Here is a 22,367-nt window from a genome sequence, read left to right as displayed (position 1 = left end):
CTCCCTCTTATTTATGCAAACCGCATTCGGTCTTATCGCTGCCAGACCAGCGTCCGGCACGCGGATCTTCTCCAGGCATTACCTGACGTGTGCAATAGCTGCAGCCGATGCTTGGATAGTTGTTGTCATGCAGCGGATTGTAGATGACATCGTTGCTGCGGATATAGTTCCATACATCATCCCATGTCCAGCTTGCGAGCGGATTGAATTTCATCAAGCCGAATTTATAATCATACTCTACTTTTTTCGCATTCGCACGCGTAGGGGCTTGGTCCCTGCGAATGCCGGTAATCCATGCGTCATATTTCCCCAAGATTTGCGTTAAAGGCTCTACTTTGCGAATGTTGCAGCATGCGTTAGGGTCAGACTTCCAAAGCTCATCCCCATGCTTCTCCGCTTGCTCTTCCGGCGTAAGCAATGGCTTTACCTGCACAAAGTTGATTCCGTACCGCTCCTCTAACCTGTTGCGAGTTTCGTAGGTTTCCTGGAAGTGAAAATCGGTATCCAAGTAAAAGATATCTGTCTTCGGACTGATTTTCTGCAGCATGTCAACCAGGACAACATCCTCTGCGCCAAAGCTGCAGGCCAAAGTCAGGCTGGAGTACTGCTCTGCGGCGAACGCCAGAACAGCTTCTGGACTTTCGTTCTCAAACCGCTCTGCAGCTTGCTTAGCGAACTCTTCCTTCTCAAATAAATTCATGTCACGGTCCCTCCATCAATCCGTTAATTCCTAGTATTTAGGTATGAATTAAAGCATTTAACTTTCATTATAAAGCGTTGTGCTCTAATGTCAATCCCCCAGTTCATATAAGATATAGGTATTCTGCCCAAAGCGGTTCGGTGACAAGAGAAAAGCCTTCCCTCTGAATAGAGAAAAGGCTGTCTGCTTCTTTTTTAACGTTTGGAGAACTGAGGAGCACGGCGAGCAGCTTTCAAGCCGTACTTCTTCCGTTCTTTCATCCGCGGATCGCGTGTCAGGAATCCGGCACGCTTCAACGACAGACGATATTCAGGGTCAACCTTCAGAAGCGCACGGGAAATGCCGTGGCGAATCGCTCCAGCTTGCCCGGTGTATCCGCCGCCGTGTGCCAATACGATTACATCGTATTTGCCAAGTGTTTCGGTCAGATTCAGGGGCTGCTTCACGATCAGCTTCAAAGTCTCGAGTCCAAAGTACTCATTGATGTCACGGTTGTTGATTACGATACGGCCTTCACCCGGCACCAAGCGAACTCGGGCTACGGAGTGCTTGCGGCGGCCGGTTCCATAGTATTGTACTGTTGCCACTACTTGTTCCTCCCTTTCTTAACCACGAAGTTCCCAAGGTTGGGGATTTTGGGCTTGATGCGGATGCTCGCTGCCTGCGTATACTTTCAGCTTCAGCTTCATCTTCTCGCCGAGTCTGTTCTTCGGAAGCATGCCGTGTACAGCAAGCTCGATCATACGCTCAGGCTTGTTCGCCAACATCGTACGTGCGGTTGTTACCTTCAATCCGCCCGGATGACCGGAGTGACGGTAGTAGTTCTTCTGATCCAGCTTCTTGCCAGTCAGAACAATTTGTTCTGCGTTAATGATGACTACAAAATCGCCTGTATCTACATGTGGCGTAAATTGCGGTTTATGTTTGCCGCGAATGATGGCAGCCACTTCACTAGCCAGACGGCCCAGTGTTTGACCGGCAGCGTCAACGACGTACCATTGGCGCTCCAATTCATTCGTCTTAGCCATATACGTACGCATGGATGGATGGTCCTCCTTGTTTCAAGCTCTATGGTTTTTTTCATTAAATACATACATCATCGTTATATGGAAGGTGACTCATTAGCTCGGGGCCGTGGGAAGCCAGCTAAATGAAAGCCAACTAATATAATACAACAATCGAATGCCAATAGCAAGGGGAAACTTCATTTGAAAGGATCAAGTTCTCCATAATCGACGGACAGAAGGGTCAGCCCTTCTGCTCGTGCTGTAGGACCAGCCGCTTGCCGGTTTCGATCAGCCAGAATACTTCGCATCTGCTCCGGATTCCGCTTGCCTTCTCCAACCTGAATCAATGTGCCGGCAATAATCCGCACCATATTGTACAAGAATCCGCTGCCCGATACATAGAGATGCAGCAGCCGTCCCGTACTCGGCGGGTATGGCACCGGCTCTTCCACCACTTCCGCTTGCCGCAATGTGCGAATTCGCGATTTCGTTGAAGCGGTTCGGACTGAGCAGAAGGAAGTAAAATCATGACGGCCGATTAAATGCGACAGCGCGTCATTCATCCGGGACACATCCAGCTGCACCGGGTGATGATAAACAAATGCTCGGCTGAACAGATGGCTCACTCGACTGTTCCAGATGCTGTATCGATACGTCTTGCCGATTGCGGCATACCTGGGATGGAATGCTGAGGGGGCCTCCGCCGACTTCAGCACGACAATGTCCTGGGGCAGCCAGCGATGAAGAACAGCGGGCCACCGCTCGGGGGGTATCGAAGCATCGCTGTAGAAAGAAAATACTTGTCCATGGGCATGCACGCCAGAATCTGTGCGCCCCGAGCCATGAACTTCAGTCGGCTGGCCGGTCACTTTCTCTATGGCTGACTCCAATTCACCCTGAACGGTTCTGCCCCTAGGCTGCTTCTGAAAGCCTTCGAAATGCGTGCCCGCATAACTGACCAAACAAGCGATCTGCCGCAATCCGCTTCACCTCTCTTCTGCGATCCTGCATTTGCTTTCCCCTTCGACGTATGTGCCCGCTGCGATAAGGAAATGTTAAGGGATACATAAGTCCTTATTTCCCATTATCGGCAAATCGCGCGTGTAATCCCGACGAAGGAGAAACAAAAAAAGGGCTGCACAGAATCCGAGTTCTGCCCGCCCTTTTTCCATTTCCTTAAGCCTGATCAACAAGTTCCAGGTAAACCATGGGCGCTGCGTCGCCGCGACGCGGTCCCAGCTTCAGGATACGTGTATATCCGCCCGGACGCTCCGCATAGCGGGTTGCCAGTTCGCTGAACAGCTTCTGGATTGCATCCTGCTCTTCATTCGCCTTCTCTCTGCGGACAAATGCAGCTGCTTGACGACGGGCGTGAAGATCACCGCGCTTGGCAAGCGTGATCAGCTTCTCAGCGATCGAACGAACTTCTTTCGCCTTCGCTTCGGTAGTCTGAATGCGCTCGTTGATGAACAGATCCGTTACCAAGTCGCGGAACAGTGCTTTACGCGCGCTGGAATCACGGCCTAATTTCTGATATGCCATGGGTTTCCCTCCTTTTCCTTCTGAAGTTGTCCGACTTCACTTTACTCTTCGGAACGCAAGCCCAGATTCAGCTCTTGCAGCTTTTCCTGCACTTCCTCCAGTGATTTGCGTCCGAGATTCCGTACCTTCATCATATCTTCCTCGGTTTTGGTGATGAGCTCTTGTACGGTATTGATGCCGGCACGTTTCAAGCAATTGTACGAACGGACAGACAGGTCCAGTTCCTCGATGGTCATCTCCAGAACCTTTTCCTTCTTGTCCTCTTCTTTTTCCACCATAATTTCCGCATCTTTCGCTTCGTCAGTCAAGCCGACGAACAGCATAAGGTGCTCGGTCATGATTTTAGCGCCAAGGCTAACCGCCTCGTCAGGTCGAATGCTGCCGTCGGTCCATACTTCGAGGGTTAGTTTATCATAGTTGGTCACTTGGCCGACACGCGTATTCTCTACGCTATAATTGACCCGGGTAATCGGCGTGTATATGGAGTCGATCGGAATAACGCCGATGGGCTGGTCTTCGCGCTTGTTCTTGTCCGCTTGCACATACCCTCGACCGCGTCCAGCGAAAATGCGCATGTGCAATCGGGCGTCTGAAGCCATTGTCGCGATATGCAGCCCGGGATTCAGAATTTCGACATCACTGTCTGCACGGATATCTCCCGCTGTGACAACGCCTTCTCCTTCTGCGTCGATTTCCAGCACCTTTTCTTCGTCCGAATGAATTTTCAAGGACAACCCTTTCAGGTTGAGTATGATTTCCGTCACGTCTTCAATAACGCCGGGAATCGTTGAAAATTCATGCAGCACGCCGTCGATCTGCACGGACGTTACTGCTGCTCCAGGCAAGGAGGATAACAGGATACGGCGCAGGGAGTTGCCCAGCGTAGTGCCGTATCCTCTTTCCAGCGGTTCGACTACGAATTTCCCATACGTACCGTCCTCGTTGGTCGATACGGTTTCGATTTTCGGCTTTTCGATCTCAATCATGCAATTAACCCTCCTTCAAAACGTCCATCAATCTATGCAAACAATGTAGTATGCCTATCTCTCTCCAACATTATTCACGAATTGGAATGAAATATACCACATAGTTGTTACGGTTTATACGCGACGACGTTTTGGCGGACGGCAACCGTTGTGCGGGATCGGTGTGACGTCTTTGATCATATTCACTTCAAGTCCTGCTGCTTGCAGCGAGCGAATCGCTGCCTCGCGACCTGCGCCAGGACCTTTCACCATGACTTCCACAGCCTTCATACCGTGCTCCATCGCTGCTTTCGCTGCGGATTCTGCAGCCATTTGCGCTGCAAACGGCGTGCTTTTGCGGGAGCCTTTGAAGCCAAGGCCGCCGGAGCTTGCCCAGGAGACCGCGTTGCCATGGGGATCGGTAATGGTGACGATCGTATTGTTGAACGTCGAACGGATATGCGCCACTCCGCTTTCAATATTCTTGCGGTCACGGCGTTTCGTACGAGCTACTTTTGTTTTCGGTCTAGCCATTTCACTTATCCCCCCTTATTACTTCTTCTTGTTCGCCACTGTACGGCGAGGACCCTTGCGTGTACGGGCATTGGTTTTGGTCCGTTGTCCGCGGACCGGCAGACCGCGACGATGACGGATGCCGCGGTAGCAGCCGATTTCCATCAGACGCTTGATGTTCAGGTTCACTTCACGGCGAAGGTCACCCTCCACTTTAATGACAGAGATCGCGTCACGGATTTTGCTGACTTCATCTTCCGTCAAATCGCGCACGCGAGTGCTTGGATCGATGCCGGTCTGCTCGACAATCTTTTGGGCAGTCGAAGGACCGATGCCAAAAATGTAGGTCAAGCCGACGATAATACGCTTATCACGAGGTAAGTCAACACCAGCTATACGTGCCATTCAGACACCTCCTAACCTTGTTTCTGCTTATGCTTCGGATTTTCACAGATTACCATAACGTTGCCCTTGCGGCGAATGACTTTGCATTTTTCGCAAATGGGCTTTACTGACGGTCTCACTTTCATGTTTTTGACCTCCTGTTTCGGGTCTTGCTATTTTCGATACGTTATACGCCCACGCGTTAAATCATAAGGCGATAATTGAATCACCACTCTGTCGCCGGTCAGGATACGAATGAAGTGCATCCGCAGCTTGCCCGAGACATGAGCCAAAATTTGATGTCCGTTCTCCAGCTCCACCTTAAACATTGCGTTCGGGAGAGGCTCCAATACCGTACCTTCTACTTCAATGACATCTTCTTTGGACACAGTCAATCTCCTTTCTCATGCGCACCGTTTTGCTCATTCAATACGCTTTGCACCGCGTAACGAAGCTTTCCGTTGGTCACCCGTCCGGTTTCCGACAAGCTGCTTGCGACCTCACTTGAAATGCGATCGTACAGCTTGAGGTGTAAGAGATTTTTCTTCTTAGGCTGATCAAACTTTCGCTTGTCGCCGTCAGCAATCAACACAAATCTCTCATCGACCACTGAAAGGATCACGGCCAGCTTTCCGGTGTCCCGTCCTTTCAGGATCTCGACAATTTGACCGATTTTCGGCTGTCTACTGTCATCGTCCAACGTTTATCCACCTACGATTCTGACTTAGTGAGAATTTCGTAGCCGTCCGGGGTAATGGCGATAGTGTGTTCGAAATGCGCACACAACGAGCCATCCTCCGTTACGACTGTCCATCCGTCATCCAACGTCTTCACATATCGTTCGCCCACATTGACCATCGGTTCGATCGCCAGCACCATGCCGGGTTTTAGCCGCGGGCCGCGGTCTGGAAGTCCGTAGTTCGGGATTTGCGGCTCTTCGTGCAGCTCTGAACCAATCCCGTGCCCTACATATTCCCGTACAATGGACATGTTCTCAGCTTCCACCGTTTTTTGAATGGCATGAGAGATGGTGTACAGCCGTACACCCGGTTTCGCTTCCGCGAGTCCGGCATAAAGAGATCGTTCCGTTACCTCCAGCAGCTTGCGCGCTGTCTCGGAGATCTGGCCCACGGGATAAGTCCAAGCGGAATCACCGTGGTACCCTTTGAACTGTGCGCCGATATCTATGCTAATTATATCGCCTTCTCTTAATTTTCGCGAACCGGGTATGCCGTGCACCAGCTCTTCGTTAACGGATACGCAAATACTGCCAGGAAATCCATTGTAGCCTTTGAAAGACGGGATCGCTCCCTGACTCCGTATGAAGGTCTCGGCGATCTGATCTAGCTCTGCAGTTGTAACGCCTGGCGCAATGGCCTCAACCAATTTCTTGTGGGTGTCGGCGACAATTCTGCCAGCTTCCCGCATCAACTGCAGTTCCGATTCAGATTTACAAATGATCATTTACGCTTGCCCCCGTAACCGAGTGGAGATCTCTTGTTGAACAGCGTCAATCTCCTGTTCGCCATTAACCTGCATCAACAGTCCCTGCTTTTCATAATATTCAAGCAAAGGTGCTGTCTTGTTCATATATTCATCCAACCGGGTTCCGACCTTCTCTGCCGTATCATCCGACCGTTGATAAAGCTCGCCGCCGCACTTGTCGCACACGCCTTCCTGCTTCGTCGGATTGAACAACACATGGAACGTTGCTCCGCATGATTTGCAAATCCGGCGTCCAGTCAAGCGATCCAGCAGCAGCTTGCGATCCACGGAAAGATTAATCACGTGGTGGATCCGTTTCCCCATGTCATTCAATATCTCATCCAGCGCTTCCGCCTGAGATATGGTGCGCGGAAAACCATCAAGCAGAAAGCCTTGCTGGGCGTCTTCCTGTTGGAGACGCTCCTTGACAATGCCTATCGTAATTTCATCCGGCACCAGCAATCCTTGGTCCACATATTCCTTCGCCTTGACGCCCAGCGCTGTGCCTTGGCTCATTGCCAAGCGGAAAGCGTCGCCTGTAGAAATGTGCGGAATGCCAAATTCTTTGACGATATACTCAGCTTGCGTACCTTTCCCTGCGCCAGGGGGACCCATGAATAGTAAATTCAATGAAATGTACCTCCCAGGCTATTTGATGAAGCCCTTGTAATGGCGCTTGATCAACTGGCTTTCTACTTGTTTCATCGTTTCAAGTGCTACACCAACCACAATCAGCAGTGATGTGCCGCCAATCGTGACTTGCTGAGGCAGCCCGGCCAAGTTTCCGAAAAATACCGGCAATATGGAAACGGCCGCCAGGAATATCGCGCCAGCCAACGTAATTCTTGTCAGAATTCTCGTCAAGTATACGCTGGTCGTCTTGCCTGGACGAATGCCTGGAATATAACCGCCATTCTTCTTCATTTGGTCAGCCATTTGCACAGGGTTAATCTGCACAAAGGTGTAGAAGAAGGTAAAGCCGACAATCAAGATTACATACAGGACCATACCAAGCGGTTCGGTATAGTTCAGTTCACGAATAATCCAGTCTGCCCATACGCGACCCGTCCAGAACTGGGCGATCGTCGCCGGGAAGAACAGCAGCGACAGAGCGAAGATGACCGGAATGACGCCAGCCGCATTTACCTTCAACGGAATGTGCGTAGACTGACCGCCGTACATCTTGCGTCCAACGACGCGCTTCGCGTACTGTACAGGAATTTTGCGAATCCCTTGCTGAATGTAAATGACACCAACTACAATCGCAACAACAACGAGCAAAATAACAATGAACTTCACGATATTCAGGAAGAGCATGTCTGCCGCATCCCCTGTAAACAGGGTTTGATAAATCAGATTCACGCTAGTCGGAATACCCGCGATGATACCGGCAAAAATCAGAATCGAGATTCCGTTGCCAATGCCGCGTTCCGTGATTTGCTCGCCGAGCCACATCAGAAATGCCGTACCTGCTGTCAGCACAATCGCAATAACGGTATACGTTGCAAAGCTAGGATCAATGACCATTTGCTGCGTATACAGTCGGTTGAAACCGATCGACATGGAGTAGGCTTGGATAAAGCCCAATCCGATCGTGCCATACCTGGTGATCTGAGCAAGCTTGCGCTTGCCATTCTCGCCTTCCTTCGCCCACTGCGCGAACTTGGGAATCACATCCATCGACAAAAGCTGTACAATGATGGACGCCGTAATATACGGCATGATCCCCATCGCAAAGATGGAGAAGTTATTGAGTGCCCCGCCCGAGAAAGTGTTCAGCAATCCGAAAATGTCACTTTGCTGGGAGCGGTCAAAGTTCTTGAGAAATTCGATATCAATATTGGGTACCGGTATGAATGACCCGAGCCGATAAATCAGCAGGATCCCCAGCGTAAAAAGAATTTTGTTCCGCAGATCCTGTACCCTCATGATATTGGATATGGTCTTGAACATCAAATCACCTCGGATTTACCGCCGGCAGCTTGAATTTTTTCCACCGCAGATTGGGAGAACTTATGAGCCTTGACGGTCAATTTTACTTGCAATTCGCCGTTGCCGAGCACTTTGATGCCGTCTTTCGCATTTTTTACAACTCCGGATTCCAACAATGTTTCCGGTGTAACTTCTGTTCCCTCTGCGAAGCGATTCAAATCATCCAGGTTGATGATCGCAAACTCTTTGCGGTGAATGTTCGTGAAGCCGCGCTTCGGCAGTCGGCGGAACAAAGGATTTTGGCCGCCTTCAAATCCAGGGCGAACACCGCCGCCCGAACGAGCGTTTTGACCTTTGTGGCCCTTTCCGGCTGTCTTGCCATTGCCAGAACCAATTCCCCGTCCCTTGCGCTTGCGCACATGCGTGGAACCAGGTGCAGGTTGCAGTTCATGTAATTTCATGGGTGCACCTCCTTGTAGATGATATTACACTTCTTTCACTTCGACCAAGTGACTGACTTTGTTAATCATACCCCGAACGGATGCATTGTCCGCATGGACTACAGTCTGATGAAGCTTGCGCAGCCCCAGCGTTCTGACAGTCACCCGCTGATCTTCCGGGCGTCCGATCAAACTGCGTTTGAGGGTAACTTGTAGGTTTTTCGCCATCGGTATCCCCTCCTTATCCTAACAGTTCTTCCACGGTTTTGCCGCGTAGTTTTGCTACATCCTCCGCACGCTTCAAGCGGCTCAGGCCTTCCAATGTCGCGTTTACCATATTCATGGCGTTCGAGGAACCAAGCGATTTTGTCAAAATGTCGCCCACACCCGCAAGCTCAAGAACGGCACGAACCGGTCCGCCTGCGATCACACCTGTACCTTCAGAAGCTGGCTTCAGCATAACCTTGCCAGCGCCGAAGTGTCCAAGCACCTGATGTGGAATCGTCGTGCCTACCATAGGCACTTGAATGAGGTTTTTCTTGGCATCGTCGATGCCTTTGCGAATGGCATCCGGCACCTCGGAAGCTTTGCCGATACCGGCGCCAACCCATCCTTTGCCGTCACCTACCACAACCAGTGCGCTGAAGCTGAAGCGGCGACCGCCTTTTACAACTTTCGCAACACGATTGATATGCACTACTTTTTCCGTCAATTCCAAAGTGTTAGGATCAATGCGCAAGTGACTGACCTCCTTTTCCAGTTATTTTAGAATTGCAATCCGGCTTCGCGAGCTGCGTCTGCCAGCGCTTGAATTCGTCCGTGATACAAGTATCCGCCGCGGTCAAAGACTACTTGATCCACACCAGCCGCCTTCGCGCGCTTTGCGATCAATTCGCCCACCTTGCGAGCGGCTTCCACGTTGCCGCCATTTTCTACTTCGCCGATCTCTTTATCCAATGTAGAAGCAGCAGCAACTGTAACGCCTTGCGTATCGTCAATCAGCTGTGCGTAGATGTGCTTGGAAGAACGGAACACGTTCAAACGAGGACGCGCCGTCGTCCCTTGCACGGACTTGCGCACACGCAGATGACGCTTTTTGCGTGCTTTATTCTTATCGCCCTTCGTGATCATGGGAGATTTCACTCCTTTCCACTCGCTTAACTAGCTAGCCTTATTTCTTCTTGCCCGCTTTGCCTTCCTTGCGGATAATGCGTTCGCCTTCGTACTTGATTCCTTTGCCCTTATAAGGCTCAGGCTCACGAACAGAACGGATTTTCGCAGCAATCGCGCCTACGCGTTCCTTGTCGATCCCCTTCACAATCACCTTATTGTTGGCAGGAACTTCAAACTCAATGCCTTCTTCCGGCTCGATCTCAACAGGATGGGAATAACCGACATTCAATACTACCTTCTTGCCGGTCAGTTGGGCGCGGTAACCGACGCCTACGAGTTCCAGAGACTTGCTGAAGCCTTCTGTTACGCCGCTAACCATATTGTTGATCACGCTGCGGGTAGTACCGTGCAGCGATCTGTGCAATTTATTGTCGGAAGGACGAACTACGCTCAGTTCAGAGCCGTTCACCTCCACGATCATGTCGCGGTGAATTTCGCGGGACAGCGTTCCTTTCGGTCCTTTGATTGTAATCACGCGATTGTCCATTTGAATATCGACACCATTCGGAATGGTGATCGCTTTGCGTCCGATACGAGACATGGGTACACCTCCATTCGTTTAAGCTTATCTTACCACACGTAGCAAAGCACTTCGCCGCCAGCTTTTTTCTGACGTGCTTCCTTGTCCGTCATAACACCCGCAGAGGTGGAGAGGATTGCGATGCCCAATCCGCCAAGTACGCGAGGGATTTCATGGGTTTTGGCATATACACGCAACCCGGGTTTGCTGATCCGTTTCAATCCGGTGATGACACGTTCACTGTTTTGACCGTATTTCAAGAAGATGCGAATGATCCCTTGTTTGTTATCTTCCACATACTCCGCATCACGAATGAAGCCTTCCTGCTTCAAAATCTCTGCGATTTGCTTTTTGATTTTGGAAGCCGGCACTTCAACCGTTTCATGACGAACTGTATTGGCATTGCGAATGCGAGTCAGCATATCTGCAATTGGATCTGACATTACCATAGTATAGGAACCTCCTTCCTGAAGCGGGTGATTACCAGCTTGCTTTTTTCACGCCAGGAATCTGGCCTTTATATGCGAGTTCGCGGAAACAAATCCGGCAAATCTTGAATTTGCGAAGAACCGAATGCGGGCGTCCGCAGCGTTCACAACGAGTATAAGCGCGGACTTGGAACTTCGGCTTCCGCTGCTGCTTGACTTTCATCGACGTTTTTGCCACTTGCTATGCACCTCCCGTCATTCGGTTTATTTCGCAAACGGCATACCCAATTGGGTCAACAATTCGCGAGACTCTTCATCCGTTTTCGCTGTCGTTACAATGACGATATCCATACCGCGGACTTTGTCCACTTGATCGTAGTCAATCTCAGGGAAAATCAGCTGTTCCTTCAGGCCGAGCGTATAGTTGCCGCGTCCGTCGAATGCCTTGGTCGATACACCGCGGAAGTCGCGTACGCGAGGCAATGAGATATTGAACAGCTTATCCAGGAAGTGATACATACGCTCACCGCGCAGTGTCACCTTTACACCGATCGGCATACCTTCGCGAAGCTTGAAGCCGGCAATCGATTTTTTCGCCTTTGTGATGATCGGCTTTTGACCGGCGATCGCTTGCAGGTCATTTACAGCCGAATCCAACACTTTCGAGTTTTGCACGGCATCGCCGACACCCATGTTGATGACGACTTTCTCGATTTTAGGCACTTGCATGACGGTTGTATAGTTGAACTTTTGCATCAAGCTCGGTGTGACTTCATTCAGAAAACGTTCCTTCATTCTTGCTGCCATGTTTCGATTTACCCTCCTTTCCGAACAACGGATTAATCAATAACTTCGCCGGACCGTTTGGCCACGCGCACTTTTTTGCCGTTATCAAGCACTTTGTATCCGATTCGAGTCGGCTGGCCGCTTTTCGGATCGATCAGCATCACGTTTGACACGTGAATCGGCGCTTCCTGAGTCAGGATGCCGCCTTGCGGATTTTGCTGCGAAGGCTTCGCATGCTTCTTCACCATGTTAATTCCTTCGACGAGTACGCGATTTTCACGAGGAAACGCTGCAATGACGCGGCCCTTTTTGCCTTTGTCTTTGCCCGTAATCACCATAACCGTGTCTTCTTTTTTCACGTGCAGCTTGTTGTTGTGAGACTCAAGCTTTTTTCCCTTGTTAGGCATGTTTCGTTACACCTCCTGTACGCTTTCGCAAAAGAAAGCCGCTTCGGCACAGCCGTCCAATTTAAATAACTTCCGGTGCCAAAGAAACGATCTTCATATAATCTCTTTCACGCAGCTCGCGAGCAACGGGTCCGAAGATCCGTGTTCCGCGCGGGCTCTTGTCGTCTCTGATAATGACAGCCGCATTCTCGTCAAAGCGGATGTACGATCCATCATTCCGGCGGGATTCACGACGGGTTCTCACGATAACCGCAGTTACCACATCGCCTTTTTTGACAACGCCACCTGGTGTTGCTTGTTTTACGGAGCAGATGATTGTGTCGCCAATCCGTCCAAAACGGCGACCTGTACCGCCAAGCACACGAATGCACATCAGTTCCTTCGCGCCGGAATTGTCGGCTGCCTTCAAACGAGTAAATGGTTGAATCATGTTAGTCCCTCCTTCCGTTCTTCTCGTCGCGCATTAGATAACGATCGCTTTTTCAGTGATCTCTACTAATCTCCAACGCTTGTCTTTGGACAATGGGCGGGTTTCCATAATTTTTACGGTATCGCCGATTTTCGCTTCGTTCAGCTCATCATGCGCCTTGAATTTCTTCGTGTACTTGATGCGCTTGTGATACAGCGAGTGTTTTTTATACGTCTCAACGGCTACGACAATCGTTTTGTCCATCTTGTCGCTCACTACCTTGCCGATTTGCACTCTACGTTCATTGCGTTCGCTCATGTGCTTCTGAGACCTCCTCTCTGAAATTATCCGTCTGCACGAAATGTGCCAGTTCGATTAGCTGCTGATTCCAAGTTCGCGCTCGCGAAGTACCGTTTTTGCACGGGCAATGGACTTGCGAATGTCACGAATTTGTGTCGGATTGTCCAGCTGGCCGGTAGCCAATTGGAAGCGAAGGTTAAACAGCTCTTCCTTGAATCCGGCAATCTTTTGTTCGATTTCAGCAGTGGTCAAGTTGCGGAATTCACTAGCCTTCATTTCCTTCACCACCCACTTCTCTTTTCACAAATTTCGTTTTGACCGGGAGCTTGTGGGAAGCAAGACGCATCGCTTCGCGCGCAACCTCTTCGCTAACCCCGGCAAGTTCGAACATGATCTTGCCCGGCTTCACAACAGCTACCCATTTCTCAACGTTACCTTTACCAGAACCCATCCGCACCTCAAGAGGCTTTTGCGTGATTGGCTTGGAAGGGAAAATTTTAATCCAAACTTTACCGCCCCGTTTGATGTAACGGGTCATGGCGATACGCGCTGCTTCGATTTGACGGTTCGTTACCCAGGATGGCTCCAGGGCCTGCAGGCCGTATTCGCCGAATGCAACTTCCGTGCCGCCTTTGGCGCGGCCTTTCATCGTTCCGCGATGTTCCTTGCGGTGTTTCACGCGTTTCGGCATCAACATGGTTTAGTTGCCTCCTTCCGATTCTGCCTTTTTCTTCGAAGGGGGAAGGACCTCTCCACGGTAAATCCATACTTTTACGCCAAGGCGTCCGTATGTCGTGTGCGCTTCCGCTGTACCGTAATCAATATCGGCACGAAGCGTATGAAGCGGTACTGTACCTTCGCTGTAGCCTTCGCTGCGGGCGATTTCCGCGCCGCCGAGACGTCCGCTTACCATCGTCTTGATTCCTTTTGCGCCTTGGCGCATGGTTCTTTGGATCGCTTGCTTCATCGCGCGGCGGAACGAAATCCGGCGCTCGAGCTGCTGGGCAATGCTCTCTGCCACAAGCACAGCGTCCAATTCAGCATTTTTCACTTCTGCAATGTTGATGTGCACTTTCTTGTTCGTCATGTTCGACAATTGCACGCGAAGGTTCTCCACTTCAGAACCGCCTTTGCCAATTACCATGCCAGGCTTCGCTGTATGAATAGTCACGTTCACGCGGTTTGCAGCGCGCTCGATGTCGATGCGAGAAACTGCGGAGTCTTTCAATTTATTCTTCAGGTATTCGCGGATCTTTACGTCCTCCATCAGCAGGTCGCCGAAGTCCTTCTCTGCGTACCACTTGGATTCCCAATCGCGAATAATCCCGACTCTCATTCCTACCGGATTAACCTTTTGACCCATTCGTCTTCCCTCCTTATTTTTCGGATACCACTAGCGTGATGTGGCTTGTGCGTTTATTGATTCGAGTTGCGCGGCCTTGAGCCCGAGGACGGAACCGCTTCATGGTCGGTCCTTCATTGACGTATGCTTGCGCAATCACCAAGTTGTTCGGATCCATCTCATAATTGTGTTCTGCGTTGGCAATTGCCGAATTCAGCAGCTTCTCCAATACCGGGGATGCGGATTTCGGCGTGTGTCGCAAAATCGAAATGGCTTCGCCAACTTGCTTGCCGCGGATCAGATCGATCACCAAACGCACTTTCCGAGGAGCAATGCGAATGTATCTTGCTTGTGCTTTCGCTTGCATGGGTAAACCTCCCCTCAACGATTATCTCGATCAAGTCTTATCTTCTGCCTGTCTTGCGATCTTCGTCCGTATGACCCTTGTAAGTACGGGTAGGCGCGAATTCACCAAGCTTGTGGCCAACCATATCTTCCGTCACATACACCGGTACATGCTTGCGTCCATCATATACAGCGAATGTGTGGCCGATGAATTGCGGGAAAATCGTAGAACGGCGCGACCATGTCTTGATGACAGTCTTCTTGTTCGCTTCATTCAGCGCTTCGACTTTCTTCAGCAGGTAGTCGTCAATAAACGGCCCTTTTTTCAAACTGCGTCCCATATTTGGTCCTCCCTTCTTGAGAAACGGTCATGCATGGATTCGCATTTAGCCATATTACTTGTTGCGGCTGCGAATAATATATTTGTTGGAAGCTTTGTTTTTCTTCCGTGTCTTGTAACCAAGCGTCGGCTTGCCCCATGGAGACATCGGCGATTTGCGGCCAATCGGAGCGCGGCCTTCACCACCGCCGTGCGGATGGTCATTCGGGTTCATAACGCTTCCGCGAACTGTCGGACGCTTGCCAAGCCAACGATTGCGGCCTGCTTTACCTACGTTCACAAGCTCGTGGTCTTCGTTGCCCACTGTACCGATTGTAGCGCGGCAAGCTTTCAGAATGCGGCGAACCTCACCAGAGGAAAGACGAACGGAAACATATTTGCTGTCTGCTTCTTTACCAAGAAGCTGAGCTTCCGTACCGGCTGCGCGAACCAATTGTCCGCCCTTGCCAGGCTTCAACTCGATATTGTGAATCACTGTACCAACTGGAATGTTCTCCAGCGGAAGCGCATTGCCAATTTTAATGTCGGCACCTGTGCCGGATTCGATCACATCGTCCACTTTCAAACCTTTCGGCGCGATAATGTAGCGCTTCTCGCCGTCTGCATAGTGGATCAGAGCGATATTAGCGGAACGGTTCGGATCATATTCGATCGTAGCAACGCGACCTGGTATGCCATCTTTGTTCCGTTTGAAATCGATGATGCGGTATTTGCGTTTATGTCCGCCGCCATGGTGACGAACTGTAATTTTGCCTTGGTTGTTGCGTCCTGCTTTCTTGGAAAGCGGCGCAAGCAAAGATTTCTCCGGCTGATCTGTCGTAATTTCCGAGAAGGACAATACGGACATTTGGCGTCTTGCCGGGGATGTCGGTTTATACTTTTTGATTGGCACTTTGTTTCCCTCCTAACTTGCGCGAATTTCGTTATACCGTCTCAAAAAACTCAAGCGGCTTGCTGTCTTCGCTCAATTGAACGAATGCTTTCTTCCATTCGGAAGTGTATCCTTCGTGGCGGCCATAGCGCTTCGGCTTCGCCGGCACGATCAACGTATTGACCTTTGCAACCTTCACTTTGAAGATTTGTTCAATGGCTTGTTTGATTTCCGTCTTGTTCGCTCGCTTATCCACTTCGAACACATAACGGTTCTGAGCCATCATGTCGCTCGTTTGCTCAGTGATAATCGGGCGTATGATAATATCACGAGGGTTTTTCATTACGCGAAGACCTCCTCAACTTTTTTGGCGGCATCCTTCGTAATGATCAATTTGTCGTGAACCATCACGTCCAGCACATTGATCCCTTCAGCCGGAACGAATTTCACACCTGGAATGTTTCTCGCGGACAAAGCGACACTGTCATTATAGTCAGCCGTAACAACAAGCGCCTTGCGATCCACTTTCAGGCTGTTCAAAATCGCCGCAAACTCCTTAGTTTTGGGCTGATTCATCGTCAATTGATCAAGCACGACGATTTCATTGCCTACAACTTTAGAGGACAGTGCGGATTTAATCGCCAAACGGCGTACTTTCTTAGGAAGCTTGTAAGCATAGCTTCTTGGAGTTGGACCGAATACGATGCCGCCGCCTTTCCATTGCGGGGCGCGAATGCTGCCCTGACGAGCGCGTCCAGTTCCTTTTTGCTTCCACGGCTTGCGGCCGCCGCCGCGAACTTCCGAACGTCCTTTGGTTTTGTGCGTACCAGCGCGCAGCGATGCTTGCTGCATCACAACCGCTTGGTGAAGGACATGCTGATGCGGTTCGATTCCGAACACGCTATCGGCCAGTTCGACTTCACCTACCTGTGCTCCACTTACGTTATATAAAGCTACTTTCGGCATGAATGCTCCTCCTTTCTACGGTGATCTTATTTCTTCACCGACGATTTGACTTTAACAAAGCTGTTTTTCGGACCCGGGATCGATCCCTTCACCAAAAGCAGATTGCGCTCGGCATCTACCTTGATCACCTGCAGATTCTGCAATGTGATTGTCTCTCCACCCATATGTCCTGGCAATTTCTTACCCTTGAAAACGCGGTTTGCGGCGATGGAGCCCATCGAACCCGGACCACGATGATAGCGGGAACCGTGTGTCATAGGACCGCGGGATTGACCATGGCGCTTGATTACGCCTTGGAAGCCCTTGCCCTTGGACGTCCCAGTCACGTCAACGAATTCGCCTTCTGCAAAAATGTCAGCCTTGATTTCCTGGCCAACCTCATATTCCGACACAGTAACACCGCGCAGCTCGCGGACGTAGCGCTTAGGAGCCGTGTTTGCTTTTTTCGCATGACCTTGAGCAGGCTTGTTTGCTCTTTTTTCACTCTTGTCGGCAAAGCCTACCTGGATCGCTTCATACCCGTCGTTCTCTACGTCCTTCTTCTGCAGAACAACGTTCGGACCTGCCTCGATTACCGTCACAGCGATTGCCAGACCTTCTGGAGTGAACACTTGCGTCATGCCCAGCTTGCGGCCTAAGATACCTTTTGTCATGTTGACACCTCTTTTCCTTCCATGCATCATAATGAGTTTAAGTTGCTGTTATTATAATTTGATTTCAATGTCTACACCCGACGGCAGATCAAGACGCATCAGCGCATCAACCGTTTGCGGCGTCGGATTGACAATATCGATCAAGCGCTTGTGTGTACGCATTTCGAATTGTTCACGGGAATCCTTGTACTTGTGCACAGCCCGGAGAATGGTGATCACCTGCTTCTCAGTCGGAAGCGGAATCGGACCGGACACACCCGCACCGGAACGCTTCGCCGTATCCACAATCTTCTCTGCGGACTGGTCCAGCACCCGGTGATCGTAAGCCTTCAAACGAATACGGATTTTTTGTTTTGCCATTGTTATACCCTCCTTCTATCGCCCAATTTTGTAATCGGACATACTCCGTGAAAATCTCCCGACAGCGCCGCGGTTTCTCCCCCCTTCCGCCTCATGGCAAAGGGGCCGGGTGTGTCGGCAACCTCTCACATCATCGCAACGTCACAGACCAACGTTCACTATTATACAGAAAAGTTCTTTGTAAATCAACACCTATTTCATTGCATTGCATGATCGGTTTTGTCGGGCCAAAAACGGTTCTTCACGCATGACTATATAATAGAAGAAATACGTACTTCCGTTTGCATGAAATGGCGCTGCAAGATTACGTCCTATGCTATAATGAAAGGATCCTATTGACAGGAGCGTCGATGGTTCTATGCTGTTTGTCACAATTGTGTTATGGAGCACTTCTCTCCTTCTCCTTCTTACTGACTTCCGTAAGGTGCAAATTCGCTGGCTGGCATTGGTGACGTTTTTTGGAGGGTGCGGGGGTGTCGCTGTCCACCTGGATGAATCGGTTCGTCCTGCCTGGGACGCCAGTTTGCATACGCCTGCCGCCAACCAGATGCTAGATGTTCTGCAGGCATTTTTCTCCCTGCTGAATTACTATGGTTTGCCCTATGCCTTTGTTCTCAGCGCGCTTTACTTCAATCCTTTCTTTTTACCCTCCATGAAACGGCATTATGCGGCCTTGTTTTTGCTTATTCCGCCCTTGTTGACGTTCGCGCTATCGCCAGCCTATACGCCGCAGAAGCCTGTTATGCATATGTGGATGGCGCTATGGGCGCTTCCATATATCCTGGCAGGCTCCTGGCTGATCGCCAGCATGCCCTCGCCCAACCTGGCCATGCGCACGTCGAATTATTTAGCGAAGCTCGCGATCTTGCCCCCTGTCCTATTCGCCACTGTCGTGGGCTATATCTTACCCGCATTCGGGGTTTATGGGATGTGGCGGTATAATCCGTGGTTTATCGGCCTAGCTTTCCTGCTGTTTCTGGTGGCCATGTTCAAGACTGGCTTTCTGGGCGTCCGGCTGTACATTGAACGAAAAAGATTGGACAGCACGTTGCGAGCGATTACGTCCGGAACCACGATCCTTCACCATGCTATCAAAAATGAGATCGGCAAGATCCGGCTCTTCAGCGAAAAGATGAAAAGCGAAGCGGAGGAGAAAGGGCTAGCGGATTGGTACGAGGATGTGCGCGTGATTGAGGAAGCCTCCAATCGCGTATTGGCCATGATCCGGAAAGTCCAGGGTCAAACCAAGGACCAGAAGCTCATCGAGGAGCCATTTCCCCTGCGCAGTTGGATAGAAGAGGTGCTGAAAAGTCTTGGCTTGCCCTCGCGGCAAATTCAAACAGACGTCCACGGCGATTCGGCTATCGTCATGCACGGGGACAAGGCCCTCCTGACTGAAGCGCTCACGAATCTTTGCAACAATGCGATGGAGGCCATGCCGCAGGGCGGATCCCTTACAATTCGCGCTCATCTCGGCAAGCGCAAGCATGTGCTGGAGATCAGTGATACAGGAATCGGCATGTCTCCCTATCAGTTGAAAAAAGCAGTCGATCCCTTCTATACAACCAAAGGCGGGGGATTGAACTTTGGTCTCGGGCTGGCCTATTGCTATCAGGTGATGCAGAAGCACAATGGCAGCCTGACGCTGTACAGCCGCGAAGGGGAAGGCACCCGTGCAGCCATGACGTTTCCAGCCCGGCGCTGGAGCATCGTACCGTCATCTGCCGACCTAGGCAAGGAGGGGAAAGCATGGACACAATCCGCGTTATGATTGTCGAGGATGATCCTGATTGGCTCAGAGGTTTGCGCGCCTATTTGAACCGCCAGCCAGATATCGAGGTTGCAGCTGCCGTCTCGACGAGCGAGGAGGCTTTGCGCGCTATTCAACAATCCCCGATTGATGTGGTCATGATGGACATTATGTTGGCAGATTCAGCAGCCGGCATCGTCCTGACATCCGAAATCGTCGACAGTACAAACGCGAGGGTCATCATGCTCACTTCGATGGAGGACAAGGAGCTTGTTTTCGAGGCGTTCCAGGCAGGTGCCATCGATTATCTCGTCAAACATTCATTCGAGCAGATTCCGGCTGCCATCCGCAGCGCTTATCGCAATCAGTCTCCGATCAGCGCAGCTGCTGCTGAAAAAATGCGAAGCGAATTCCGTCGGTTAAAGCAATTGGAACGCGAAATCGAAACAGAACGTATCCGCAATCTGGTCACACCTGCTGAACTGGAGGTGTTGCGCATGATCGATCAGGGCTACTCTCAGCCGCAAATCGCCGAGGAGCTTGTCGTATCCTTGAGAACGATCAAGGTCCATGTCGGCAACATTCTGAAAAAACTTGGCAGTCCCAGCAGCAAGGAAGCCGCTCAACGTCTTCGGGAGCTTGGCGCCTTCTCATCCAACGAAGATCAAACTTGAGAATGTACGTTCGGTACTAGATAAAGATTGGACTTTGAACTTTTTGCCAATCTCTTATGATGAAAGGAGCAAGCGGTCACTTGGACCCAAAAGCATACTTTTCATGCAGGAGGTTGGTTTTATTATGAAATTCTATGTGCAAAAGCACTGGACTACCGTTTTGGGCATCTTGTTTGTATTGGCAGCTTTCCTATACCTGTTTCAATTCTCAGTTGATCAAGGGTGGCTTACCGATACGTTGAAGATCGCGATTGGCCTGTTGACTGGCGCAGGAGCCGCGCTTGCCGGAGCAGCCATCTTCCGGTTGAAAGCGGACCAGCTTGCCAACCATCCGGCTCGCCGCCTCATCGGAGAATGCTTGACTGGCACAGGCGCAGCTCTGTTGTACATTACTTTTTCATTCGCCGGCATTTATTATGCGCTTTGGGATTCGATGACGGTTTTTCTGTGCATGATGGCTGTCACGCTAGCCGTTGCTTTGTTTGCTTACCGCTATCAGCTGCGTCTGCTTCTTCAAGTCGCACTATTGGGTGCGCTGCTCGCCCCTTTGGTGATGAGGCCGGAAACGGATCAAGTCTTTACGTTGTTCCTCTACCTATTCGTCCTGAACACCGCCAGCTTTTTTGTCAGCATTCGCAAAGATTGGCTGGAAGCGCGTCTGCTCCCTTTTGGCGGAACATGGCTGCTCTATACGGTATACTTCTTTCACTTTGAACCGCCTGTTGATGGCATTTGGAGCATGCCGTTCCGTTATGCGGTCGCCGCCTATCTGTTTTATCTTATTGCATTGGGATGGTCTTCATGGAAAAAGAATAAACAATTTGAGGGCTTGAACATGTACGCGGGGATCGTCAATGCAGTGCTGTTCGGATTGTGGAGTCTGGCCTTGCTCGATGGCTTCGTTCCTTATTCAGTGCCGCTGGCCGCTATGGGCATGCTGTATCTCATATATGCGCTGATCCTTTTCAAATTGACGAAGCAAGCAAGTCCTGCCTATCACACCAAGTTAGCCGGCGGCCTGTTCTTGCTCCTGATCGCAGCTTCACAGCTCGGCACCGGTTCCGTCTATCGCCCGTTGATCGGCGTTATGCTATGGTCTGTCATCGCTGGTGCTGTTCTAATCGCCGGCCAGAAATTGCGCATGAACAGCATCAAGGCGGCTGCACTTGGTATATGGGTAGTTGTCGGCTTATATTGGTTCGTCGTAACTTGGGATACGCCTCGTGTAGATTGGTTCGGAGTTTACGTACCGTTCTTCAACTGGGGAGCTTTTGCCTGGATCTTGCTGGCCGTCATTGGGTTTTATGCTTCCGTGAAGGTGAAGTTTGATCGGACGCAATCGTCCGCGCAAGTATTCTTTTCCCGGCTGACCGCTTTCCTCAGTCACTTGGTGGTCGGCGGATTGCTTACGGTGCAAGTCAATGGCTTATACCATTCGTACGATATGCCGCTGCTGCATGAACTGGCTCTATCGATTACTTGGGGCATCTATGCCTTGCTCCTGTTCCTTTGGGGCGCTTACAGCCAACAGCGTGTATTCCGATACTTCGGGTCTACCGTGCTGGTCATGGTTGCGCTGAAGGCGTTGCTGTTCGACCTGTCTGGTACGCAGACCATCTACAAGGCATTGACCCTGCTTATATTGGGCGGCATTTCCTTCACCATTAGTGCGGTCAACGCGAAGTGGAGCAGTCGTGAGCAAGACCAGAATGACAAGGAAACACAAGAAGACACTCCATCCCTAGACTCCGGCGAGTCGTAAGAAAAGCATAGTAACCATAAGCTGCTTCTGAGCCTTACAACTTGGGGGCAGCTTTCTTTTCCTCTCCATACCGTCTCCGATACTAGTCAAATCAGGACATCCGTTCACACACACTGGCGCACCCACTGCTTACACACACGCTGCTTACACTCCCTCACTGCTCGCCCCCCTACTGCTCACACACCCACTGCTCGCAGTCACACTGCTTACACTCCCGCTGCCTATACACCCACTGCACACACCCACTGATCCGCACCCCCACAGCTTAAAAGTAAAATATGGCTTTATTTCAGAGGCGAACAGCATGATTATC

Annotated in this window: 38 protein-coding genes; 3 read left to right on the top strand and 35 right to left on the bottom strand. The window is 50.8% G+C overall.

The features are described from left to right. Window positions 1-7 precede the first annotated feature (7 nt). The 35 genes from XYCOK13_RS20040 to rpsJ form a co-directional block, all read right to left on the bottom strand. Window positions 8-700 carry a phosphoadenylyl-sulfate reductase gene (locus XYCOK13_RS20040; RefSeq protein ID WP_213414026.1) on the bottom strand — a complete coding sequence of 231 codons (693 nt, stop codon included), beginning with the start codon at window positions 698-700 and terminating at the stop codon, window positions 8-10. Window positions 701-894: 194 nt separating this feature from the next. Then, window positions 895-1,287, bottom strand: coding sequence for a 30S ribosomal protein S9 (gene rpsI / locus XYCOK13_RS20035; protein WP_213414025.1), 393 nt, complete (start codon window positions 1,285-1,287; stop codon window positions 895-897). An 18-nt stretch (window positions 1,288-1,305) separates the two neighbouring features. Beyond that, window positions 1,306-1,740 carry a 50S ribosomal protein L13 gene (gene rplM, locus XYCOK13_RS20030; protein WP_213414024.1) on the bottom strand — a complete coding sequence of 145 codons (435 nt, stop codon included), beginning with the start codon at window positions 1,738-1,740 and terminating at the stop codon, window positions 1,306-1,308. Between the two features lie 164 nt (window positions 1,741-1,904). Then, complete coding sequence (gene truA / locus XYCOK13_RS20025) at window positions 1,905-2,687, bottom strand: tRNA pseudouridine(38-40) synthase TruA (RefSeq protein ID WP_213414023.1); 783 nt, start codon at window positions 2,685-2,687, stop codon at window positions 1,905-1,907. A gap of 196 nt (window positions 2,688-2,883) precedes the next feature. Further along, window positions 2,884-3,249 carry a 50S ribosomal protein L17 gene (rplQ, locus tag XYCOK13_RS20020; protein ID WP_213414022.1) on the bottom strand — a complete coding sequence of 122 codons (366 nt, stop codon included), beginning with the start codon at window positions 3,247-3,249 and terminating at the stop codon, window positions 2,884-2,886. Between the two features lie 41 nt (window positions 3,250-3,290). After that, a complete protein-coding gene (locus tag XYCOK13_RS20015; protein WP_213414021.1) occupies window positions 3,291-4,235 on the bottom strand; it encodes a DNA-directed RNA polymerase subunit alpha in 945 nt (314 codons plus the stop codon). 114 nt (window positions 4,236-4,349) lie between these two features. Then, window positions 4,350-4,748: a 30S ribosomal protein S11 gene (gene rpsK, locus XYCOK13_RS20010; protein WP_213414020.1), complete on the bottom strand. Its 399-nt coding sequence runs from the start codon at window positions 4,746-4,748 to the stop codon at window positions 4,350-4,352. Window positions 4,749-4,766: 18 nt separating this feature from the next. Continuing rightward, window positions 4,767-5,132, bottom strand: a complete 366-nt coding sequence (rpsM, locus tag XYCOK13_RS20005) for a 30S ribosomal protein S13 (protein WP_213414019.1) — start codon at window positions 5,130-5,132, stop codon at window positions 4,767-4,769. A gap of 11 nt (window positions 5,133-5,143) precedes the next feature. Then, window positions 5,144-5,257: a 50S ribosomal protein L36 gene (gene rpmJ / locus XYCOK13_RS20000; protein WP_003333770.1), complete on the bottom strand. Its 114-nt coding sequence runs from the start codon at window positions 5,255-5,257 to the stop codon at window positions 5,144-5,146. A 27-nt stretch (window positions 5,258-5,284) separates the two neighbouring features. Further along, window positions 5,285-5,500, bottom strand: a complete 216-nt coding sequence (gene infA / locus XYCOK13_RS19995) for a translation initiation factor IF-1 (RefSeq protein WP_213414018.1) — start codon at window positions 5,498-5,500, stop codon at window positions 5,285-5,287. Between the two features lie 2 nt (window positions 5,501-5,502). Continuing rightward, on the bottom strand, window positions 5,503-5,811 hold the full coding sequence (locus tag XYCOK13_RS19990) for a KOW domain-containing RNA-binding protein (protein ID WP_213414017.1): 309 nt from the start codon (window positions 5,809-5,811) through the stop codon (window positions 5,503-5,505). An 11-nt stretch (window positions 5,812-5,822) separates the two neighbouring features. Continuing rightward, window positions 5,823-6,575, bottom strand: coding sequence for a type I methionyl aminopeptidase (map, locus tag XYCOK13_RS19985; protein ID WP_213414016.1), 753 nt, complete (start codon window positions 6,573-6,575; stop codon window positions 5,823-5,825). Next, window positions 6,576-7,226, bottom strand: a complete 651-nt coding sequence (locus XYCOK13_RS19980; protein WP_213414015.1) for an adenylate kinase — start codon at window positions 7,224-7,226, stop codon at window positions 6,576-6,578. A gap of 18 nt (window positions 7,227-7,244) precedes the next feature. Continuing rightward, window positions 7,245-8,549: a preprotein translocase subunit SecY gene (secY, locus tag XYCOK13_RS19975; RefSeq protein ID WP_213414014.1), complete on the bottom strand. Its 1,305-nt coding sequence runs from the start codon at window positions 8,547-8,549 to the stop codon at window positions 7,245-7,247. Next, window positions 8,549-8,989 carry a 50S ribosomal protein L15 gene (rplO, locus tag XYCOK13_RS19970; protein WP_213414013.1) on the bottom strand — a complete coding sequence of 147 codons (441 nt, stop codon included), beginning with the start codon at window positions 8,987-8,989 and terminating at the stop codon, window positions 8,549-8,551. The genes secY and rplO overlap by 1 nt, the downstream gene beginning before the upstream one ends. A 24-nt stretch (window positions 8,990-9,013) precedes the next feature. Beyond that, a complete protein-coding gene (gene rpmD, locus XYCOK13_RS19965; RefSeq protein WP_213414012.1) occupies window positions 9,014-9,196 on the bottom strand; it encodes a 50S ribosomal protein L30 in 183 nt (60 codons plus the stop codon). A 13-nt stretch (window positions 9,197-9,209) separates the two neighbouring features. Further along, window positions 9,210-9,707 carry a 30S ribosomal protein S5 gene (rpsE, locus tag XYCOK13_RS19960; RefSeq protein ID WP_213414011.1) on the bottom strand — a complete coding sequence of 166 codons (498 nt, stop codon included), beginning with the start codon at window positions 9,705-9,707 and terminating at the stop codon, window positions 9,210-9,212. Between the two features lie 26 nt (window positions 9,708-9,733). Next, window positions 9,734-10,099, bottom strand: a complete 366-nt coding sequence (gene rplR / locus XYCOK13_RS19955) for a 50S ribosomal protein L18 (RefSeq protein WP_213414010.1) — start codon at window positions 10,097-10,099, stop codon at window positions 9,734-9,736. Between the two features lie 40 nt (window positions 10,100-10,139). Next, a complete protein-coding gene (gene rplF / locus XYCOK13_RS19950) occupies window positions 10,140-10,682 on the bottom strand; it encodes a 50S ribosomal protein L6 (protein ID WP_213414009.1) in 543 nt (180 codons plus the stop codon). A gap of 29 nt (window positions 10,683-10,711) precedes the next feature. Next, window positions 10,712-11,110, bottom strand: a complete 399-nt coding sequence (rpsH, locus tag XYCOK13_RS19945) for a 30S ribosomal protein S8 (protein ID WP_213414008.1) — start codon at window positions 11,108-11,110, stop codon at window positions 10,712-10,714. Window positions 11,111-11,141: 31 nt separating this feature from the next. After that, the gene (locus XYCOK13_RS19940; RefSeq protein ID WP_213414007.1) at window positions 11,142-11,327 is read right to left on the bottom strand and encodes a type Z 30S ribosomal protein S14; all 186 of its coding nucleotides are present in this window, start codon (window positions 11,325-11,327) and stop codon (window positions 11,142-11,144) included. A gap of 26 nt (window positions 11,328-11,353) precedes the next feature. After that, window positions 11,354-11,896, bottom strand: a complete 543-nt coding sequence (gene rplE / locus XYCOK13_RS19935; RefSeq protein WP_213414006.1) for a 50S ribosomal protein L5 — start codon at window positions 11,894-11,896, stop codon at window positions 11,354-11,356. A 32-nt stretch (window positions 11,897-11,928) separates the two neighbouring features. Further along, on the bottom strand, window positions 11,929-12,282 hold the full coding sequence (gene rplX, locus XYCOK13_RS19930; RefSeq protein WP_213414005.1) for a 50S ribosomal protein L24: 354 nt from the start codon (window positions 12,280-12,282) through the stop codon (window positions 11,929-11,931). Window positions 12,283-12,343: 61 nt separating this feature from the next. Further along, on the bottom strand, window positions 12,344-12,712 hold the full coding sequence (gene rplN, locus XYCOK13_RS19925) for a 50S ribosomal protein L14 (protein WP_213414004.1): 369 nt from the start codon (window positions 12,710-12,712) through the stop codon (window positions 12,344-12,346). Between the two features lie 33 nt (window positions 12,713-12,745). Beyond that, a complete protein-coding gene (rpsQ, locus tag XYCOK13_RS19920; protein ID WP_213414003.1) occupies window positions 12,746-13,009 on the bottom strand; it encodes a 30S ribosomal protein S17 in 264 nt (87 codons plus the stop codon). Window positions 13,010-13,066: 57 nt separating this feature from the next. Next, window positions 13,067-13,267 (bottom strand): 50S ribosomal protein L29, encoded by a 201-nt coding sequence (rpmC, locus tag XYCOK13_RS19915; protein WP_213414002.1) that lies wholly within the window; start codon window positions 13,265-13,267, stop codon window positions 13,067-13,069. Then, entirely contained in the window at window positions 13,257-13,688 is a 432-nt protein-coding gene (rplP, locus tag XYCOK13_RS19910; RefSeq protein ID WP_213414001.1) for a 50S ribosomal protein L16, read from the bottom strand. The genes rpmC and rplP overlap by 11 nt, the downstream gene beginning before the upstream one ends. 3 nt (window positions 13,689-13,691) lie before the next feature. Beyond that, on the bottom strand, window positions 13,692-14,354 hold the full coding sequence (rpsC, locus tag XYCOK13_RS19905) for a 30S ribosomal protein S3 (RefSeq protein ID WP_213414000.1): 663 nt from the start codon (window positions 14,352-14,354) through the stop codon (window positions 13,692-13,694). A gap of 13 nt (window positions 14,355-14,367) precedes the next feature. Then, window positions 14,368-14,700, bottom strand: coding sequence for a 50S ribosomal protein L22 (gene rplV, locus XYCOK13_RS19900; RefSeq protein ID WP_213413999.1), 333 nt, complete (start codon window positions 14,698-14,700; stop codon window positions 14,368-14,370). A 37-nt stretch (window positions 14,701-14,737) separates the two neighbouring features. Next, the gene (gene rpsS, locus XYCOK13_RS19895; RefSeq protein ID WP_213413998.1) at window positions 14,738-15,019 is read right to left on the bottom strand and encodes a 30S ribosomal protein S19; all 282 of its coding nucleotides are present in this window, start codon (window positions 15,017-15,019) and stop codon (window positions 14,738-14,740) included. Between the two features lie 54 nt (window positions 15,020-15,073). Next, window positions 15,074-15,910, bottom strand: coding sequence for a 50S ribosomal protein L2 (rplB, locus tag XYCOK13_RS19890; protein WP_213413997.1), 837 nt, complete (start codon window positions 15,908-15,910; stop codon window positions 15,074-15,076). Window positions 15,911-15,941: 31 nt separating this feature from the next. Beyond that, on the bottom strand, window positions 15,942-16,232 hold the full coding sequence (rplW, locus tag XYCOK13_RS19885; protein ID WP_213413996.1) for a 50S ribosomal protein L23: 291 nt from the start codon (window positions 16,230-16,232) through the stop codon (window positions 15,942-15,944). Beyond that, a complete protein-coding gene (gene rplD, locus XYCOK13_RS19880; protein WP_213413995.1) occupies window positions 16,232-16,855 on the bottom strand; it encodes a 50S ribosomal protein L4 in 624 nt (207 codons plus the stop codon). The genes rplW and rplD overlap by 1 nt, the downstream gene beginning before the upstream one ends. A gap of 26 nt (window positions 16,856-16,881) precedes the next feature. Beyond that, entirely contained in the window at window positions 16,882-17,508 is a 627-nt protein-coding gene (gene rplC, locus XYCOK13_RS19875) for a 50S ribosomal protein L3 (protein ID WP_213413994.1), read from the bottom strand. 51 nt (window positions 17,509-17,559) lie between these two features. Beyond that, a complete protein-coding gene (rpsJ, locus tag XYCOK13_RS19870) occupies window positions 17,560-17,868 on the bottom strand; it encodes a 30S ribosomal protein S10 (RefSeq protein WP_213413993.1) in 309 nt (102 codons plus the stop codon). A gap of 358 nt (window positions 17,869-18,226) precedes the next feature. Between rpsJ and XYCOK13_RS19865 the strand changes: the two genes are divergently transcribed. The 3 genes from XYCOK13_RS19865 to XYCOK13_RS19855 all read left to right on the top strand — a co-directional run bounded on the left by XYCOK13_RS19865 (window position 18,227) and on the right by XYCOK13_RS19855 (window position 22,054). Then, complete coding sequence (locus XYCOK13_RS19865; RefSeq protein WP_213413992.1) at window positions 18,227-19,639, top strand: sensor histidine kinase; 1,413 nt, start codon at window positions 18,227-18,229, stop codon at window positions 19,637-19,639. Continuing rightward, window positions 19,618-20,292 (top strand): response regulator transcription factor, encoded by a 675-nt coding sequence (locus tag XYCOK13_RS19860; RefSeq protein ID WP_213413991.1) that lies wholly within the window; start codon window positions 19,618-19,620, stop codon window positions 20,290-20,292. Before XYCOK13_RS19865 ends, XYCOK13_RS19860 begins: the two co-directional genes overlap by 22 nt. A gap of 124 nt (window positions 20,293-20,416) precedes the next feature. Beyond that, on the top strand, window positions 20,417-22,054 hold the full coding sequence (locus XYCOK13_RS19855) for a DUF2339 domain-containing protein (protein WP_213413990.1): 1,638 nt from the start codon (window positions 20,417-20,419) through the stop codon (window positions 22,052-22,054). Window positions 22,055-22,367: the final 313 nt, after the last annotated feature.

Origin of the sequence: Xylanibacillus composti (genome assembly GCF_018403685.1) — a bacterium.
GTDB classification, from domain to species: Bacteria; Bacillota; Bacilli; order Paenibacillales; family K13; genus Xylanibacillus; species Xylanibacillus composti.
The sequence above is the reverse complement of the archived record's forward strand: the minus strand, read 5'-3'. Positions and strand labels throughout refer to the sequence as shown.